This is a genomic window from Citrobacter farmeri, assembly GCF_019048065.1.
GTDB classification, from domain to species: domain Bacteria; phylum Pseudomonadota; class Gammaproteobacteria; order Enterobacterales; family Enterobacteriaceae; genus Citrobacter_A; species Citrobacter_A farmeri.
The window spans coordinates 1138109-1156272 of the sequence record NZ_CP077291.1; the positions used below are offsets into that span (position 1 = coordinate 1138109).

General features: G+C 57.4%; 5 protein-coding genes and 1 other RNA gene. 1 reads left to right on the top strand and 5 read right to left on the bottom strand.

Annotation, left to right across the window (positions count from 1 at the left end):
• Window positions 1-75 precede the first annotated feature (75 nt).
• Window positions 76-1509, top strand: coding sequence for an anion permease (locus I6L53_RS05335; RefSeq protein WP_042325945.1), 1434 nt, complete (start codon window positions 76-78; stop codon window positions 1507-1509).
• Between the two features lie 501 nt (window positions 1510-2010).
• Here the strand turns inward: I6L53_RS05335 and ssrA are convergent.
• The 5 genes from ssrA to I6L53_RS05360 form a co-directional block, all read right to left on the bottom strand.
• Window positions 2011-2373, bottom strand: a transfer-messenger RNA (tmRNA) gene (gene ssrA, locus I6L53_RS05340).
• A 61-nt stretch (window positions 2374-2434) separates the two neighbouring features.
• A complete protein-coding gene (locus tag I6L53_RS05345; RefSeq protein ID WP_042325944.1) occupies window positions 2435-3625 on the bottom strand; it encodes a beta-barrel domain-containing protein in 1191 nt (396 codons plus the stop codon).
• Complete coding sequence (locus tag I6L53_RS05350; RefSeq protein WP_042325942.1) at window positions 3606-5792, bottom strand: type I secretion system permease/ATPase; 2187 nt, start codon at window positions 5790-5792, stop codon at window positions 3606-3608. The genes I6L53_RS05345 and I6L53_RS05350 overlap by 20 nt, the downstream gene beginning before the upstream one ends.
• Window positions 5789-7195 (bottom strand): TolC family outer membrane protein, encoded by a 1407-nt coding sequence (locus tag I6L53_RS05355; protein ID WP_094465634.1) that lies wholly within the window; start codon window positions 7193-7195, stop codon window positions 5789-5791. Before I6L53_RS05355 ends, I6L53_RS05350 begins: the two co-directional genes overlap by 4 nt.
• Before the next feature lie 83 nt (window positions 7196-7278).
• Entirely contained in the window at window positions 7279-18024 is a 10746-nt protein-coding gene (locus I6L53_RS05360) for a BapA/Bap/LapF family large adhesin (protein WP_042325940.1), read from the bottom strand.
• Window positions 18025-18164: the final 140 nt, after the last annotated feature.

Consider the following 18164-nt stretch of genomic DNA (forward strand, 5'->3'; position numbering starts at 1 on the left):
ACCATAGTACAGCAGAGGCTTTTTTATCTCTGAAGCTTCTGCTGCCAACGGAATGGCTTGTCGCTGGGGTGACACATGTTGAAATCAAAAAAGCAAAAAATAGCGCTTCTTGTTTTAATAATATTATTATTCATAATTATTCCTCCACCCGAAGGATTGACAAAGGAAGCATGGGTACTGGCTGGTATTTATCTCGCATCTATTGTCGGGCTGGTGAGTAAACCTTATCCTGAACCCGTTATCATGCTTACAGCAGTGGCGTTGTCATGTATTGTGCTGGCAAGCTTCAACGACTCCCCCGTAAAACCGATGGATGTCCTGAGCGGTTATTCGTCGGGAACAACATGGCTTGTCTTTAGTGCATTTACTTTAAGTGCTGCGTTTGTGACTACCGGGTTGGGGAAACGTCTGGCGTACTGGTTTATATTAAAGTTCGGAGGTACAACCCTGCGACTTGGATATGTCACAGCGCTGTTGGACTTAATTCTGTCCCCGGCCACCCCCTCAAATACAGCGCGCGCAGGGGGAGTGGTATTTCCTATTATCAACAGCATTGCTCTGGTGTTGGGTTCAACGCCAAACGAAAGTCCGTGTAAAGCTGGGCGTTACCTTATGGTGAATGTGTACATGGTGACGAAAACCACAAGTTATATGTTCCTAACCGGGTTTGCAGGAAATGCTTTAGCGCTACAGTTGATTTCGGACATTTTTCATATCCAGATAAGTTGGGTTGGCTGGGCGCTGGCGGGCGTGCCTGTAGGGCTTTTGATGTTAGCGGTTATCCCCTGGATAGGTTACAAAATCACACGTCCTGAATTAAAGAAGTTAGACAATGTTCAAATCGCCACTGCTGGTCTGAATGAACTCGGACCGATTAGCGGAAAAGAGAAAGGTCTTATTGTTGTGTTCATTTCCGCTCTACTGGGATGGATTTTCTCACGCTATCTGGGACTTAACGAATCCTCTGTTGCAGTGATCGCGATGGTCGGAGCCCTTGTTTTTAACATTATTTGCTGGAACGATGTTCTGCAAAATAAGGGCGGCTGGAATACCTTGATCTGGTATGGTGGTATTATTGGACTCAGCGCCACCTTGAGTAAAGAAGGATTTTTCAAATGGCTGGCGGCCTTTATGTCCGATCACCTCGATTTCTTAGACGGGGGTAACAGTACTATTATGATGATTGTCTTCTTAAGCATAGTAGTTCGTTATCTGTTCGCTTCAGGAGGCGCTTATGTGGCAGCTATGGTTCCTGTATTTGCAACGGTAGGGCTTGTGACCGGAACGGCCCCTGTACTCCTGGCTTTAGCCATTCTGTTTTCTAACTCTTATGGTGGATGTATCACACACTATGGTGGTGCTGCCGGGCCCATTATTTTTGCTGCGGGTTACAACGATATTAAGTCATGGTGGATTGTCGGTACTATCGTTGCTTTACTGACATTTATTGTTCACATGGTGGTGGGTATTCCATGGTGGGACTTCTTAATTCAAAATAACATACTTTGATAATGCTATTTTTGAAAAAAATATATATAGCTCGATGTAATATAACAGAACGGTGCCGTTTTATTTTACGTCGAGTTTTTTCAATAAAAATAATTGCACGTAGCTTTGAACACAAAACGTAGTCATAGACTAAATAAATCTTCAAGAAGTTCAAGAAAATGATTTTGGCATTGAAAAAGAATAACTGGAAAGAAGCAATCGTCAAGGTCCGTGATCCTAACTGGTCCAGACAAACACCAAAGCGTGTTAATGATATGATGAGCACTTTAACCAATGGCGATGCTTTAATACAATGTTGATATTATAACTATTTTAAGGGGAGTTATTATACTTCCCTTAATGCACATTTAAAGAAATTTTGGGCCTAAAAGGTTCGGATTTAATGAGTTCTCTTCGGACTTCGCGGGACAAAATGAAGGCACAAAAAAGCCCGCAGGGTTTGTGTCTTGCGGGCTCTTAGGACTTCATCGGATGACTCTGGTAATCACCGATGGAGAATTTTGGTGGAGCTGGCGGGAGTTGAACCCGCGTCCGAAATTCCTACATCCTCGGTACTACATGCTTAGTCAGTCTTTACATTCGCCTGGCACCTGCGGACAGACACGCCACTACCAGACTAGCCTGATTAGTTTTAACGCTTCAACCCCAGGCAGGGCCTCCACGCGATCTCTTTTGGGTTTGACCTCTCTTTGATCCCCGTCTTAAGAGCGGAAGCTAGGGAGAGAGGGCTCAGAGCAGGTTATTAAGCTGCTAAAGCGTAGTTTTCGTCGTTTGCGACTATTTTTTGCGGCTTTTTACGAGGCCAACCGCCCCTCGGCATGCACCTTGGGTTTCGCAAATCCCGTCGAATCCAGAATCAGCCCCAATGTGTTAAGACAAGTATAACAGACTTGTGACAGCCCTTTCCAGCCCAATCCTCAAGGATTTACCGCTCACGCAGCGCTTCTCGTGCCCGATTGAACGGTTTGATTAAATAGTCGACGATGGTTTTTTCACCTGTTTTTATATCCACTGTCGCAATCATGCCCGGTACGATGGAGAAACGGCGCCCCAGCTTGTTTTGCAGATAGTCCTGATGGGTACGGATGAAAACGCGGTAGTAGAAGATTTCCGGCTTCACTTTGTCCTGAATGGTATCCGGCGAGATGGTTTCGACAACGCCTTCAAGGCCACCGTAGATGGCATAATCGTAGGCGGTGATTTTGACCAGCGCGCGCTGGCCGGGATGGATAAAGGCGATATCGCGCGGAGACAGGCGCGTTTCAATTAGCAGATGATCGTCAACCGGCACGATCTCCATCATCTCGCCATTGGGCGGGATCACGCCGCCGATGGTCGTAACCTGAATATTCTTCACAATGCCACGAACCGGTGAGCGAACGGTCAGGCGGGTCACCGAATCTTCGCGTCCCTTAATGATGGCAGAAAGCATGGCCACTTCGGCGTTGGCTTTGGACAGCGCTTCGCGCGCCTGGACGTAATATTGTGAACGCAAATCCGTAAGCTTCAGGCCGATGTCGCTTTTTTGCCGCTGTAAGCGCAGCACCTCGACGTGGCTGGCGGCGCCGCTTTTTGCCAGCCGCTCAGTGATCGCCAGCTCTTTGTTCACCAGCATCAGCGCCTCGTTCAGTTCGGATTGCGCATCCGCAAGCTGTGCGCGGCGACTGGTATAAAGCCGCGTTTCCGAGGCGAGCAGATCCGGCCAGGCATTCAGTTCGTCAGAGAACACCAGCGGCTTATCGCTGACCTCTGCCGTCAGGCGCTGACTGGAGGCCAGCGACGCGCGATAGCGGGCCGCGCTTTCACCAACGTTAGACTCCAAACGCGTGGGATCCATCCGCGCCAGTACTTGTCCCGCCTGTACCTGATCGCCCTCATGCACCATTAGTTCGGCGAGGATCCCTCCGTCGAGCGACTGTAGTACCTGCTCACGCGAGCTGGGGATCACTTTGCCAGTGCCAGTCGAAACCTCATCGAGAATGCCAAACCATGCCCACACCGCGAGGAGCAGGCACAAGAGACCCGTAAGCCAGATGATACGGCTGGCACCCGAAAATTCACGCTCGCGGCTGTCGTCGAGTGCGTCCAGAGTTGCGTCAGGCTGACTGGTTTTCATTTTTCCACTCCCGCGTGTTGACCTGCGCGGCCATTCGACTTTGCCCCAGCGCCTGCGCTTTCGGCGCGTCCATCACCAGTTGCCCCTCTTTGAGCACCACTACCCGTTCTACCAGTTCAAGTACCGGCACGCGGTGAGTGGCAACCACCAGAGTACGATTGCCGAGCCACTGTCCCAGCCGTTGAATAAACTCACGTTCGGAATGCTCATCCAGCGAGGCGGTGGGTTCATCAAGCAGGACGATATTGGGCGCACGCAACAGCATGCGGGCGAGCATGATGGACTGCCGCTGACCGCCGGATAGCCCGCTGCCGCCTTCCATAATCGGGTGATCGAGACCTTTCGGCAGCCGTTTCACGAAGTTGGCCGCGCCGCAAATCTCCAGTACGGTAAAAATCTCGTCGTCGCTGGCATGCGGGGCACCCAGCGTCAGGTTCTCACGCAGAGTGCCAAAAAACAGGCGCGCATTCTGGCTAAGAAGACCGACATTGCGGCGTAAATCGGCCATATCGATGTGCGGCAGACTGAGGTTATCGAGACGGGCGTCGCCCTCGACCAAGTCCAGCCCGCCTGCCAGCGCCTGTAACAGCGTTGATTTGCCCGCGCCGTTGCGCCCCAGTACCGCGATGCGTTCGCCGGCGGCAATCTCCAGCCGGTTAATGCGCAGCGGCACCCGCTGGTCTTCACTGTGATAGCGAAACTGCGCGTTCTCGAACAGATAGTGGCCGTGAAAGATCTCCTGATGTACCAGCGTTTCGTCGCGCTGGGTCTCGGTGGGGAGTTCCATAATGCTGTCCAGTCCCTTTTTGGCGGCTTTCACCTGTTGCCAGCGCGCCAGTACACCGCACAGATTGCCCATTGGCGCGATCATTCTCGAACCGAGCATTGAGGCGGCAACCACAGAACCGGTTGTCAGCGTGCCTTCAATTACCAGCGGGGCACCAAACATGACCATCGCGGCGTAGACCAGTCCCTGGACGGTCACTCCCCAGTTGATCAACCCCTGCGACAGTTCGCGGGTGCGCAGCCCGGATTCAGCGGTGATGCGGATATAGCTGTTCCATTGCTGCAGAAAACGGTTCTCCGCCTGCATCAGCTTGATGTCCTCCAGCCCCTGAACGCTTTCGACCAGCACTGCGTTACGTAGCGTGGCTTCGTGCGCCGATTGATTCGCCAACTCGGCGAGTTTTTTTTGCAGCAGCAGACCGGGAAGGATCATCAGCAGCGCGGCGACCGGGGCAATCCAGGCCAGCGGCGGGGCGATGATCGCCAGCACCACGATGAACAGGAAAAAGAAGGGCAGATCCACAATCGTGGAGATGGTTGAGGAGGTCACCATCTCACGGATCTGTTCCAGCTCGCGTAGCTGCGAAATAAAGCTACCGGTGGAGCGTGGGATCGCGCTGTTACGCAGGCGCAGCGCGTGGCTGAATACGCGATCCGATACCCGCATATCGGCGCGTTTACCCAACAGATCCATGACGTGACCCCGGGCGAGTCGCAACAGAAAACCGAACAGCATGGCGATCAATACGCCGACGGCGAGAACGTACAGCGACGGCCATGACTGTGCGGGGATTACCCGGTCATACACTTGCATCGAGAAGATGATCCCGGAGAGCGACAGGATGTTGATCAGCAGCGCCGCCAGCATCACCGGGCCGTAAGGGCGCAGATCTTTCAGTACCAGACTTTTTAGCCAGTCAGGTTTGAAACGCGAGATATAGGCGTCCACCCGACTGTCTTTCACGGCGGAAAGTGGACGTAAGGCGATGATGAAACGGACCGTCGGCAGCAGTTCGTGCAGAGAGATTCGGTTGCGCTGTAGGTCGCCGTTGATAAAACAGACGTCAAGCTGGTCTTCGCCATCGAACTGTTCCACCAACACCAGTTCACCTTCCTGGAGTTGGATCACCACTGGCAGACGCCAGCGGGTGAGCGACTGTTCAGTGGGGGCCAGCGGTTGAAATGAGAGTCCGGCCTGGCGAGCCAGTTGGCTGAGCGCCTGCGGCATCGGTTTATCTTTGAACCAGGGCGCGCTTGCCTGTAACGCGCCGGGAGAACAAGCAATACGATAATGGGCGGCAATATGGCTCATTGCTCGCGCCCAGTTGGCCAGCGCTGGCGTGGTAATAGGCTCGTCGCCAGGGATGTCGGCGTGGGTCATGGCTGGATCTCCACTGACTGGATCGTGCGGTTTTCCAGACCAAAGGCCTGGCGCATCTGACCGGTGTTGTACAGGCAGTTAAGCTGCAATTGATGCAACTGACTCTCCGTCTGTAACTGTGCAAAGCGCGCCTGATAGACCTCTTGCTCGGCGTTGAGTACGTCGAGAAGCGGTCGGGAGCCGAGGTCGAGATACTGCTGTTGATACAGCTCTCGCGTCCGCTCGCTCAACGTCTCCTGGCGTTTTTGGATCTGCAGGGAGGTCACAAGATTCATCGCTTCACTGCGATCGGCAAGCAGCTTCTTGCGCACGTCCAGCCGGGTACGCTGGATTGCCGACTGGGCGGATTCCAGCGCGTGGCTGGCGGCGTTGCGACGGGCGGTTAAGCCGCCGCCCTGATAAATGGGCATTTCTACTTTGACCCACGCCGAATACTGGGTGCGGTCGACGGACTCATGCCCGGCGTAGTTATCGTTGAGATAGTGGCGCACCTCCGGTTCCAGTGAAACCGTCGGCGTCATCTGCGCGTTGGCGTAGTCGAGATTCGCCTGAGCGACATTGGCCTGCGCCCAGGCGGCGAGCACTGAAGGCACCAGTTTGTCGTCTGGTTTTGCCAGTTCGCAACTGCGGCCCAGCGCTGACGGGAAATCGTTGCTGATGGCGTTGAGGTTTTTCCAGCCCAGCCAGGTCATGAGTGTCGCCTGCGAGCTTTCCAGGTTGGCCTGATATTGCACAAGCTGGGAGCGCGCGCCTTCGATACGCGCATCGGTTTGCACCACGTCCGAAAGCGAGCTGGCTCCTTCATCGTTGCGCTGATTCGCCAGCCTGCCAATGGCGCTCAGGGCATCCAGTTGCTCCTTTGCCACCGCCACCATCTGTTGCCAGGTCTGCACCTGGACGATTGCGGTCGCCGTTTCATGACTAACCGTATCAATGCTCAACAGCACGTTGGCCTGTTCCTGCGCCACGCCAGCGTTTTCTGCCCGTACCTGGCTGGCGACTTTGCCGAAGTCATAGAGCATTTGCGACAGTGACAGCACCAGCGATGGGCTAAATCCGCTGTCAGAATAGCTGTTGGTATAGCCGTTGTTCATCCCGGCGTTAACCTGAGGATAGTATTTGGCTTTTGCGACATCGACCTGCTGGATTTGGGCATACAGTTTGCCAACCACTTCCGCGATCGACGGATGCCAGCTGACGGCGCGATTGACCGCCTGGGGGAGGGTCAGTTCGCCGGGAGCGGCACTGTCGCCACTCAGCGGCATCGGGCCATCCAGCGCGGGCAATTCCTGCTGTTCAACCCACTGCTGTGGGGCGATGCGGGGCGTCTCCCCGGCAGCCATGGCCGGAGCAGCGCACAGGTTTCCCGCCAGCCACCAGAAAGCAAGCTGTCGTGTTCCCATTTTTCTTCCCTAATTGAGCGTTGTTTTTTGCCCCAGGCGAACGTGCGCCCGGGGTCGTTGTATAGTCGTGCTGCTGGCCTTTATCAGGTCACAATATGGTTTTGTTCAATAAGCTCCGTCAGCGTGGTTTGTACATTCTCCAGGGTCACCAGTTGTGTGGCGTGATAAGTACTGCCTGTCCCGTCACGGTCGATAGAAATGACAGTGTTACTGCCGCTGGTACTGACGCTGAGATAGTTGCCAAGCGTCGCGGTTTGTCCGTTCCAGCCCACCAGCAAATCACCGATGTCAATTTTGTCGCCCTGCGCCAGTGAGAAGTTCTTCCAGGTGTCAGCACCGTTGCCACCCGTGGCATCACTGGCGTTGAGCAGGTTGTAGATCAGCGTGTCGCCATACACCGAACCCACCAACACATCACTTTGCGCGGTGCTGGCGACCTGCGGGGCGATATCTACCGTCAGCGTGGCGGTGTCGGTATGACCATGAGTGTCATTCAGCGTGTAGGTAAAGGTCTCCTTCGCCGTGATGGAAGAGAGCGCGACGCCGTTGTTGAGGGTGTAGGTATACGAGCCATCAGCGCGGATTTGTAGTGAACCGTAGTGGCCCTGAATGGTGGTAGTGGCGCTGGAGTAAGGATCCAGCGTGGCGGTACTGCCGTTAAAGCCGGTGATGGTCAGGCGCGTATCGACGGTGTTCAACTGATCCATCGCCCCGCCGGAGTCGCTACCGTCAAAGATATTACCGGTGACGGTATGCGTGCCGGAGGTTTCGAAGTTATCCAGATCGACCGTCGTGCCGGTGATTTTCGGCGTAATGGTTGCCGCGCCCGCCAGGGTGTTATTGCCGGTAAAGTTGAGGGTGTAGGTGCCACCATCCAGTTCCAGCCCGCTCAAATTAACCGTCACGGTGGCACCGCCCAGCGTGATGTTGGCGACCGGCACGGTGCCGGAGCGGATGACCACGCCATTTTCCAGTATCGACCAGTTGATAGTCAGGTTGCCCAGTGTGACCAGCGTCGAGACATCAAAGACGATGGCCGCGCCTTTCAGAATGGTACCCGCCGCGACGTCAAAGGTGCCGCTACCGCTACCTGTTCTGCCGAGTAACCCCCAACTTGCGCTACCAACGGTGGAATCCAGATAGCTCGCCGTGTCCTGAACGGCAGGGGCCAGCAGGGTATCGCTGACATCGTTCACGGCATCCAGTGGACGGGCGGTCGGCTGGATATTCAGCGATGCGGTATCGGTATCCCCGTTGGGCGCTTTTACCGTGTAGATGAAGCTGTCCGGCGTTTTAGTGCCGTCAGCGCCCACGCCGCTTTTCAGGGTGTAGGTGTAGTTACCTTTGGCATCGATGGTCAACGTGCCGTAAGTGCCCACAATGGTCGTGGTACCGGTTGCGGCAATTGCCATGCCGTTTACCTGTGTGACCAGCGTACCGACGGGCGCGATGTCGTCGCTCAGTACGTTGCCCTGGGTGGTGGTGGTCAGACTATCAACGCTGTAAACATGGTCCTCAAGCACGTTAAGGGTGTAGCCGGTGAGCGCCGTAATGCCAAACGCCGGGTTCAGCAGGAACAGGTATTCGCCGCCCGGCAGGTTCAGCGTCAGTTTGTCGGACTGACCGCCCAGCAGAGGCGCATTCAGCCAGTTTTTCTCCACTCGCCACTGCTCAAACTGCTGGGTGACGTCGTTGAAGCGATAGATGTACAGATCGAAGCTGGAGGCCACCGCCACGCCGCCAATGGAAGATTGCAGCGTCATGGTGCGCGTTGAACCCTGCTCAACGTCGAAAATAATCGGGTTGCTCAGTTTGTCCAGTACGCCCAGATCCAGTACGTTGCCCAGACTGACGTTCACCACCGTAAAGCCGCCCTGCGAGGACGCCCCGTTGTTGATTGCCTCCACATGAGTGTCATAGGGCAGGGTGGCGACGTTATCCACGGCGGTCACGCTGCTGGCCGGTGCGTCATTGCCCAGAGTAATCACCAGCTTCGCCGAGGCGCTGTTGCCGCCGCCGTTGATGGTGTAGGTGAAGCTCTCCGTTCGGCCGATGACCGAGGCCGGACTGTTCGGATTCAGTGCGTAGCTGTAGGTGCCGTCCTGATTGATCGTCAACGTGCCGTAGACGCCCTGAATGACGTTACTGCCCGCACCCAGCGTAACGCTTTGTCCATTGGCGTTGGTGACGGTGGTGACGACGGTATCCAGCGGGGCGCTGTCATTATTCAGCACGTTGCCCGTCTGCGGCGTGGTCGTGGTAATAGTACCGGCACTGGTCTCTTCAACGCTGACGTTCAGTGCGGTATAAGCGCCGGTCGCCAGCAACGCCGTATTGTAGGTCAGAACCCGATAAGTGCCGCCCTCCAGTCCGGACACGTTCACCGTGACGCCGCTGCTGCCGAGTGTCAGCAAATTGGCAAACTGAGCCTGCGCGGTGTCGATGACGGTGGTCCACGAGTTGGTTGCGGCGTCATATTTCTGGATCGCCACCTCCTGTGTATTCAGCAGTGAGAGTACGACTCCGGTGGCGCTGGCGTCGATCACCAGATTTGCACTGCCGCCATCCTGAATAGTGAACTCAACGGCTGCCGTATCGTTACCTAACACGTTCGCCACGTTGCCCAGCGCGCCAACCAGCAGCAGACCATAGTCGCTGAGCTGCTCGGTTGTTACGGTCGCATTTGACGTTAACTCCAGGTTCTCTACATTATCGCTGGCCGAGATGGGCAGCGTTGGCGCAGTAATCTGCGTGGGGTTTGAAGCGTTGCCGACGGCGTCCGTGGCGCTGACGCTGATGTTCTCGCCGCTGGTCTGTTTGCGATCAAAGGTATAGGTGTAATTCCCGCTGCTGTTGGCGGTAGTGGTGACCGTTACGCCCGTGCTGAGGGTGATGGACACCGTACTGCCCGCTTCGGCAGTGCCGCTGATGCTGGCACCGTCGCTGCTGATGGTGCCGGTTGGCGTGGCCGTGACGGTATCCACGGTGACGGTATAGCCTGATGACAGCGCACTGGTGCCGTTGGTATTGGTGGCGGTAGCGGTGAGGACGTGCGTTCCGTCGGCGATATTGGCCTGCGGGGTCAGCGACCAGTTACCCTGCGCATCCACGCTGGCGCTACCAATGGAGACACCGTCGCTGTACACCGTGATGGTAGAGTACGGTTGGCCCGTCCCGTTTAACAATGGTCTGGCGTCATTGGTGGCCTGACCGTTGGCCACCAGTCCGGTGATCGACCCCACATCGTCCGTCAGCGAGGCGATAACGGGGGCGCCAGGCAGGCCACTGAATGGTGCAATGACGCTGCCGGACGTCCCGGTGTTACCCGCTTTGTCCTGGGCGATAACCTGCAACGTCTCTCCCCCGACCTGTGCCGGGTTAATCAGAATGTTAAAGCTGCCGGTGGTCCCGTCCGCGACGCCGGTTCCCAGTACCGTGCCGTTGCTGCTGGTGATGGTGACGGTGCTGCCGGCCTCTGCCGTACCGGTGACGTGACTGCCGTTGCTGACCACCGCCAGACTGGTCGGTGCGCCGGGCGGGGTGGTATCCACCACGATGGTCGTTGTCGCCGACGAGGCGCTGACGTTGCCCGCCGCGTCGGTGGCTTTTGCGGTAAAGGTATGTGAACCTTCCGTCAGTGCAGTCGTTGGCGTAAAGCTCCACGCGCCGTTGGCATCCGCCTGAATGGGCGTTGGCGTAAGTAACGTTGCACCGTCATAGATATTGATGAATGCCCCCGGTTCACTGGTCCCTCGCAGTTCCGGCCGGGTGTCATTCGTGCTTTGCCCGCTGCTGACGGGCCCCGTGATGTTGCTGACATCATCAAGAATGGTGGCGATCACCGGTGCGTTTGGCGCCAGCGTATCCACCGTGACGCCGAAGCTGGCCGTCGGGCTCACATTGCCCGCCGCGTCGGTCGCGGTCACCGCAAGTGTATGCGCGCCATTGGTTAAGGCTGTCGTCGGCGTGAAGGTCCAGTTGCCATCCGTCCCGACAACAAGGCTGCCAATGACCGTGCCGTTATCGGTAAAGGTCAGCGTGGTGCCCGCTTCCGCCGTACCGTTAAGCGTAGGGCGGGTATCGTTGGTGCTCTGATTAGGCGATAAATTGCCGGTCTGCGGCGCGCTGTCATCGACCACTGACGCGATCACCGGTGCCAGCGGCGCGGCGGTATCCACCGTAACGGCGAAACTGGTTGAAGGACCGACGTTACCGGCGGCATCCGTTGCGGTGAAGGTCAGCGAATGATTCCCCTGACCCAGATCGCTGGTGGGGGTAAAGGTCCAGGTCCCGTTTGCCTCGACCGTCACATTGGCGAGGGGAACGCCGTTGTCCATGATACCGATTGTGGCCCCAGGTTCACCGGTACCGGTGAAGGTGGGGCGCGCGTCGTTGGTGGTCTGACCGCTGCTCAGACTGCCGGTGACCGGGCCAACGTCATCCGTCACGCTGCTGATAATCGGTGCGCCGGGCGAAACGGTATCGACGGTCAGCGTAAAATTCGCCGATGCTGGCCCGGTATTCCCTGCGCTGTCGGTGGCGGTGACTCTCAGGGAGTGGGCTCCCTGGGACAGTCCGTCCGGTCGGTAGCTCCAGCTCCCGCCTTCGGTAACGGTGGCAGTACCAAGCAGAATGTTGCCATCATAGACGTTAATAGTGCTGCCTGGCTCGCCGGTTCCGGCAATGACCGGGCGGGGGTCGTTCGTACTTTGCCCGTTGGTGAGACTGCCGGTTTCTGGCGACACGTTATCGGTGACGCTGGTGATGACCGGGGCAACGGGCGCAACGGTATCGACCACTACGGTAAAAGCCGTTCCCGCGCTAACGTTACCGGCTGCATCCGTAGCGGACACGTTGAACGTGTGCGATCCGTTGCCCAACGCGGTAGCGGGCGTAAAGGTCCAGGCGCCTGAGCCATCGGCTTGTACGGTGCCGAGCAGCGTGGTGCCGTCAAAAATGCTGACGGTACTGTTGGCTTCGGCGGTACCGGTTAGCGTTGGTCGCGTGTCGTTGGTGCTTTGCCCATTGCTCAGCGTTCCGCTATTGGGGGCGACGTCATCGGTAACGGTACTGATGACGGGAGCTGATGGTGCCTGCGTGTCTACGGTCAGAGAGAATGCGGCGGACGGGCCTTCGTTGCCTGCTGCATCCGTCGCCGTGACGGTCAGATTGTGTGGGCCGCTGCCTAGCGGATTATTCGGGGAGAGCGACCAGCTTCCGTCGCTGCCTGCCACCACGCTGCCCACGGCGAGACTGCCGTCATACAGCGTAACGGTAGATCCCGGCTCCGCCGTTCCCTGGAAGGTTGGTTGAGTATCATTGGTGCTTTGTCCGTTCGCCAGCACACCGGTTGCCGGATTGGTATCATCGGTGACGCTTTGAATCACCGGAACCCGCGGCGCGGTCGTATCGACGTTCACCGTCCAGGCGGCAGAAGGTGCGCTGACGTTACCCATCGCATCGGTGGCGGTGACGGTAATCGCGTGCGAGCCTGCGGCAAGCGTCGGCGCGGTGAAGTTCCAGCTACCATTGGTGACCTGCGCGGTGCCAATTTTTACCCCATTGTCGTAGACAGTAATTGTACTGCCTTCTTCTCCACTGCCGCTAAAGCCGGGCGTGGTGTCGTTGGTGCTGCCGCCGTTGCTAATGACGCCCGTCTGCGGCTCGCTGTCATCCGCGGCGCTGGCGATAGTTGGTGCCGCAGGTGGCGTGGTATCCACCACCACCACAAACGCTTGCGACGCGATACTGGTATTCCCTGCCGCATCGGTGGCGGTGATGGTCAGCGCGTGGCTGCCGTCACCCAGACCCGTGGAGGGAGTAAAGCTCCACGCGCCGTTGACCACCTGCACCTGACCAATTGGCGTATTGCCATCGTAAATTGTGATGGTTTCACCGTTGGTGCCGCTGCCGCTCAGAGTTGGGCGGGGATCGTTGGTCGTCTGCCCGCTGCTCAGCGTTCCCGTACCGGGGGCGACATCATCCGTCACGCTGCCAATCACCGGTGGTGTCGGTGGGGTGAGATCGACGGTGATGTCCACCACGGCGGACGCTTTGCTGCTGTCCACGCTATCGACAACCTGGAAGGTGTGCGGGCCTTCGCCTAGCTCGGCGGTGGACGTCCAGCTCCAGTTGCCGTTTCCATCAACCTGAACGTTCGAGGCGACAACGACGCCATCGACCAGAATGTTAACCGTCGAGTTCGGCGTGGAGAAACCGCGCAGCCCCGGCTGCGTATCGTCGGTGGTTTGCCCGCTCTTCAGGTCGCCCTGAACGGTGCCGGTATCATCGACGATGGCGCTGATGACCGGCAGCCCGGTGCCGGAGCCGTTAAAGTTGGTTGGATCGCTGTTGTTACCCGCAGCGTCCTCCGCCGTAGCGGTCAGTGAATTGACGCCCGTTTGTGCTGGCGTGACCTGAATCTGGAATGTGCCGTCCGTCGCTACGCCCGACCCAATGACATTGCCGTCGGTGTCGCGGATCGTCACCGTGCTGCCAGTTTCCGCCGTGCCGCTGACCGTTGCGCCATCGGCAGAGATCGTCACATCCTCCGGTGCAGCCGGTTTTGTCAGGTCGACGTTTAGCGTGACAGCGGCGGAGGGGGCGCTGACGTTACCCGCCGGATCGGTGGCCGTTGCCGTCAGCGTGTAATTGCCTTCGGTGAGCGGTGAATCCGGAACGATCGTCCAGTTTCCTGCGGAATCAACTTCGGCGGTGCCGATAACCGTGCTGCCGTTCGATAAGGTGATGGTGCTGCCCGGTTCGCCGGTGCCGCTAATGGGCAACTCGGGCTGATTGGTGGCTGCCGGACTGCCCGGCGAGGTGATAAACGGTGCGTCGGGTGCCTCGGTATCAATGGTGATGCCAATCGCATCAGACGGCTGACTGGTGTTGCCTGCGGCATCTTTTGCCGTCACGGTAAAGTTGTAGTGGCCTTCGACAAGGTCGCTATCCGGAGTGAAACTCCAGACGCCATCAATGACCTCGGCGGTGCCAATCGGCACGCCGTTATTCAGAATGGTGACAATGCTGCCTGTTTCGCCCGTCCCACTCAGGGTTGGGGTGGTATCGTTGGTTTGACCACCATCGTTCAGCGGCCCGCCGTCATCGTTGACGGTCAGCGTCGGCGTACCTGGAGCCTGTGTATCCACGCGAACAATACGATCCGGTGAGGTGCTGCTGTTACCGGCGGGATCGGTCGCTGTCACCCGGATGTTATGATCGCCCGGTGACAGCGGGGCCGTTGGTTGAAAACTCCAGTTCCCGGAATTGTCGATGACCAACGGTGACTGTTCGACGCCGTCGAGGGTAATGGTGATGGTGTCGCCAGGCGAACCGCTTCCGCTCAGCAGTGGTCGCGTGTCATCGGTATACTGGCCGTTATCGAGTGTCCCGGTCTGACTGCCGACGTTGTCGGTGACGATCAGGTTGGGCACGGCGGGGGGAGTGGTATCCACCAGAATGCCGATCGGCGCGGAGGGTTCGCTGACATTGCCCGCCGGATCGGTGCTGGTGAGGCTAAAGACATGGTTGCCTTCATCAAGGGCATCCGACGTGTAGCTCCAGGTGCCGTCAGTCACCGTGACGGTGGTGATCAGATCGCCATTGTCGTAAATGCTGATGATATCGCCATCTGTTCCCGTACCGCTCAGAACGGGCTGGGTTTCATTGGTCGCCTGGCCGTTGGTCAGTGGGGCATCTGCACCATCCGTCAGCGTCAGCGTGGGGGCGTCTGGCGCGGTGATATCCACCGTAATGGTTATGGGGATGGATTTATCACTGGTGTTGCCCAGAGGATCGCTGGCGGTGACGCTCAGCGTGTGGTCTCCTTCGCCCAGCGCAGGATTTGGGGTAAAGCTCCAGCTACCGTTTTCCGCGACCTTCGTTGTGCCAATGACCGCCGTTCCGTCATACACCGTAATGGTGTCTCCGGCGGTACCGCTTCCGCTTAATACCGGCTGCGTGGCGTCGGTCACGTCGTTGTCCGCCAGTTCACCCATGTTGCTGCCGGTATTATCCGTCAGGGTTACGACCGGAATAGCCGGCGGCGTGGTATCGACCGTAATGGTGATGGATGCAGATGGCGTACTGGTATGGTTTGTGGCATCGGTCGCGGTGACGGTGAAAGTATGGTCGCCGTCACCTAACACCGGTGTGGTGAGCGTCCAGTTGCCGTCGCTGTCTACGGTGGCCGTTCCTGCCAGCGGGGTGTTTCCGTCCAGAATGGTGATGATTGCGCCGGGTTCACCCGTTCCGCTGAAAGTCAGTTGATTGTCATCGGTGAGTTGCCCGTCACCCAGATTACCTTTCTGGGCGCCGATATCATCGACGATCGAACTGATAACGGGGGCATCCGGTGCGGTGATATCTGGTGCCACGACATCGTATGGCAGGCTGGTATTACTCGCCGCATCCGTGGCGGTGACGCTCAGCGTTTCACCATTGGCCTGCGGTGGATTAAGCGCGATCGCCAGCGTGCCGTTCTCCGGGACCGGGCCGGATTCCGCCAGTGTATTGCCGTTACTGTCTTTAATCGTAATCGTACTGCCGGGTTCAGCGGTGGCGGTCAGGGTGGTGCCGTCTGCCGAAATGACCGCAGTGGGTGGCTGTGGTGCTGTGGTATCCGGTGCGGTGACGTTGGCTGGCGTACTGCTTTGATTCACCGGATCGGTCACCGTGGCGGTTAGCGTTTCGCCGTTGGTTTGCGGCGTGTCCAGCGTGACGGTGAAATTCCCCTCGCCGTCGGTGTGACCACTGCCAATAGGGTTACCGTCCGGATCGCGAATCGTCACCGTGCTGCCGGGTTCAGCCGTTCCCGTCACAGTGGTGCCATCATCCGAAACCTCCAGATTTTCGGCAGGCTGCGGCGGGGTGGTATCCGGGGCGAGGGTTGTTGCCGGTGGGCTGGTCTGATTCGCTGGATCTTTGACGATGGCGGTTAAAATTTCTCCGTTGGTTTGCGGTGGGTTCAGAGTGACGGTAAATGAGCCGTCGGGTTGTACCCGTTCAGAACCCAGCGGGGTGTTGTCGCTGCCGTAAATGGTCACCGTCGTGCCAGGCTCGGCGGTACCGGTCACTGTTGTCCCATCGTCAGACACATCCAGATTACCCGCAGCCTGCGGGGGAGTGGTATCAGGTGCTGTCGCATTGGCGGGCGGACTGTCATTTCCCGCTTTATCCGTGGCGGTCGCAGTCAGAACTTCACCATTTACCCGTGCCGGATTGAGTGGGAAGCTGAATTTTCCTTCACTATCGGCGGTCACGGTGCCGAGAGTGGTACCGCTGGCATCGGTAATCGTGACTTTGCTACCCGCCTCAGCGCTGCCGGTAAGCACGGTTCCGTTTTGCGAGACGAGCAGATCGTCGGGAGCTACCGGAGGAGTGATATCCACCGTGACCGAGAATTCCACCGTGTTGCCGCTGACGCCGTCCTCTGTGGTCTGTGTGGCGGTGTAGTTGTGCAATCCTTCAGACACACCGTTCAGCGCGAATGACCATGTACCATCGTCGGCGTTCGCCGTACCGATAGCGATACCGTTTTCATAAACGGTCACGACTGCGCCAGGCAGCGCAGTCCCCGTGAGGGTAGGGGTGGTATCCTTCGTGAACTGGCCGTTGCCTAACGTCACGGCGGTGGGTTGCGTATCATCAATGATGCCGGTAATGGCGGGAGGGTCAGGGAAACCTGAGTCGGAACCGAGGAAGGAGGCTTCATCGCCTGCGTTCCCTGCGGCGTCGTAAATATCGGCATAGAGCTGTTCGGAATCGGTCTGCGCCGCGTTGAGGCGAACGGTAAACCGACCGGTGTCACCGACCTGAACAGAGGCCAGGATATTGTGTTGGCTGTCGAATATCGTGACGATGCAACCTGCTTCTGCGATCCCTGATACCCAGAGCCCATCTTCAGAAACCGTTAACCCGGAGACCTCATTGGGGGCAATCGTATCGACGGTAAAGGTGAAATCGCCCGAGAGGGTGCTGGTGTTACCGTTTTCGTCTGTCGCGGTCGCGGTCAACACATGTCTGCCTTCAGAAAGTGGGATGTCTGGTTTATAGCTCCAGTTCCCTTGTTCATCGACGATGACGATGCCAATCTCCTGCCCATTGTCATAGAGGGTGATGAGGGATCCCGCCTCACCGGTACCGGTAATCGTCGGCTGACTGTCGTTGGTGGCCTGATTCAACTGAATAGCGCCAGTGATGGCAGAGACGGCATCACTGGCGCCGATAATCACCGGGGCCGTCGGTGGCGTGGGGTTTTCCCCGCCGGGAGGCGTTGTGCCGTTATCGCCGCCGCCGTTGTCTCCGCCTCCGTTATTTCCGCCGCCATCGCCAGGCGTGCCGCCGTTACCGGAACCATCACCCGGATTGCTGTTGTCGTTATCATTATCATGATGGTTACTGCCGCCGCCACCCGAGGACGCAATGGCCGCGATCCCACCGGCGGCGACCGCGCCACCCAGCAGCCACGGCCAGATAGCCCCACCTTCGTGAGATTCACCGGCGGTGACCAAGAAATCGTCAATGGTTGAGATTTGTTCAAAATGCAGGCCGTTTTCCGGGTTTTCCACCCACCACAGCGCACCGTGACTGTCTTCCAGCACCAGTTGGCTGGTACCTTGATCGTTCGCGACATAGAAATTTTTAACGGTCAGTTTTTCACCTGACGTAAAGGTGATTACCAGATCCTGATTCACGCGAGCCAGTTGACTGATGTCGCTACGCTCTGCGGATAATTTCACAATGGAAGGGGCATTAAGTGTGACTTCAGAGGCTTCGACATTGGTGGAAACGCCCGTCAACTTGGATATAACGGCGAGAAGACGCATATGTTTACTCCTGATGGCTTGCTCTGTGCATTAATTCTTTAAAATCACCAGGCAGGGAAAATATGCAGATGAGCAATCCCGTTCATCATGTCGATGAATTCTCGCCGGTGATTTCTATGCTGTGGTCGTGCAGATGATGG

What these genes read in the sequence shown, in the direction of transcription:
- I6L53_RS05335 (WP_042325945.1), top strand. Translation starts at nt 76, where the DNA reads ATGTTGAAATCAAAAAAGCAAAAAATAGCGCTTCTTGTTTTAATAATA.
- I6L53_RS05345 (WP_042325944.1), bottom strand. Translation starts at nt 3,625, where the DNA reads ATGAAAACCAGTCAGCCTGACGCAACTCTGGACGCACTCGACGACAGC.
- I6L53_RS05350 (WP_042325942.1), bottom strand. Translation starts at nt 5,792, where the DNA reads ATGACCCACGCCGACATCCCTGGCGACGAGCCTATTACCACGCCAGCG.
- I6L53_RS05355 (WP_094465634.1), bottom strand. Translation starts at nt 7,195, where the DNA reads ATGGGAACACGACAGCTTGCTTTCTGGTGGCTGGCGGGAAACCTGTGC.
- I6L53_RS05360 (WP_042325940.1), bottom strand. Translation starts at nt 18,024, where the DNA reads ATGCGTCTTCTCGCCGTTATATCCAAGTTGACGGGCGTTTCCACCAAT.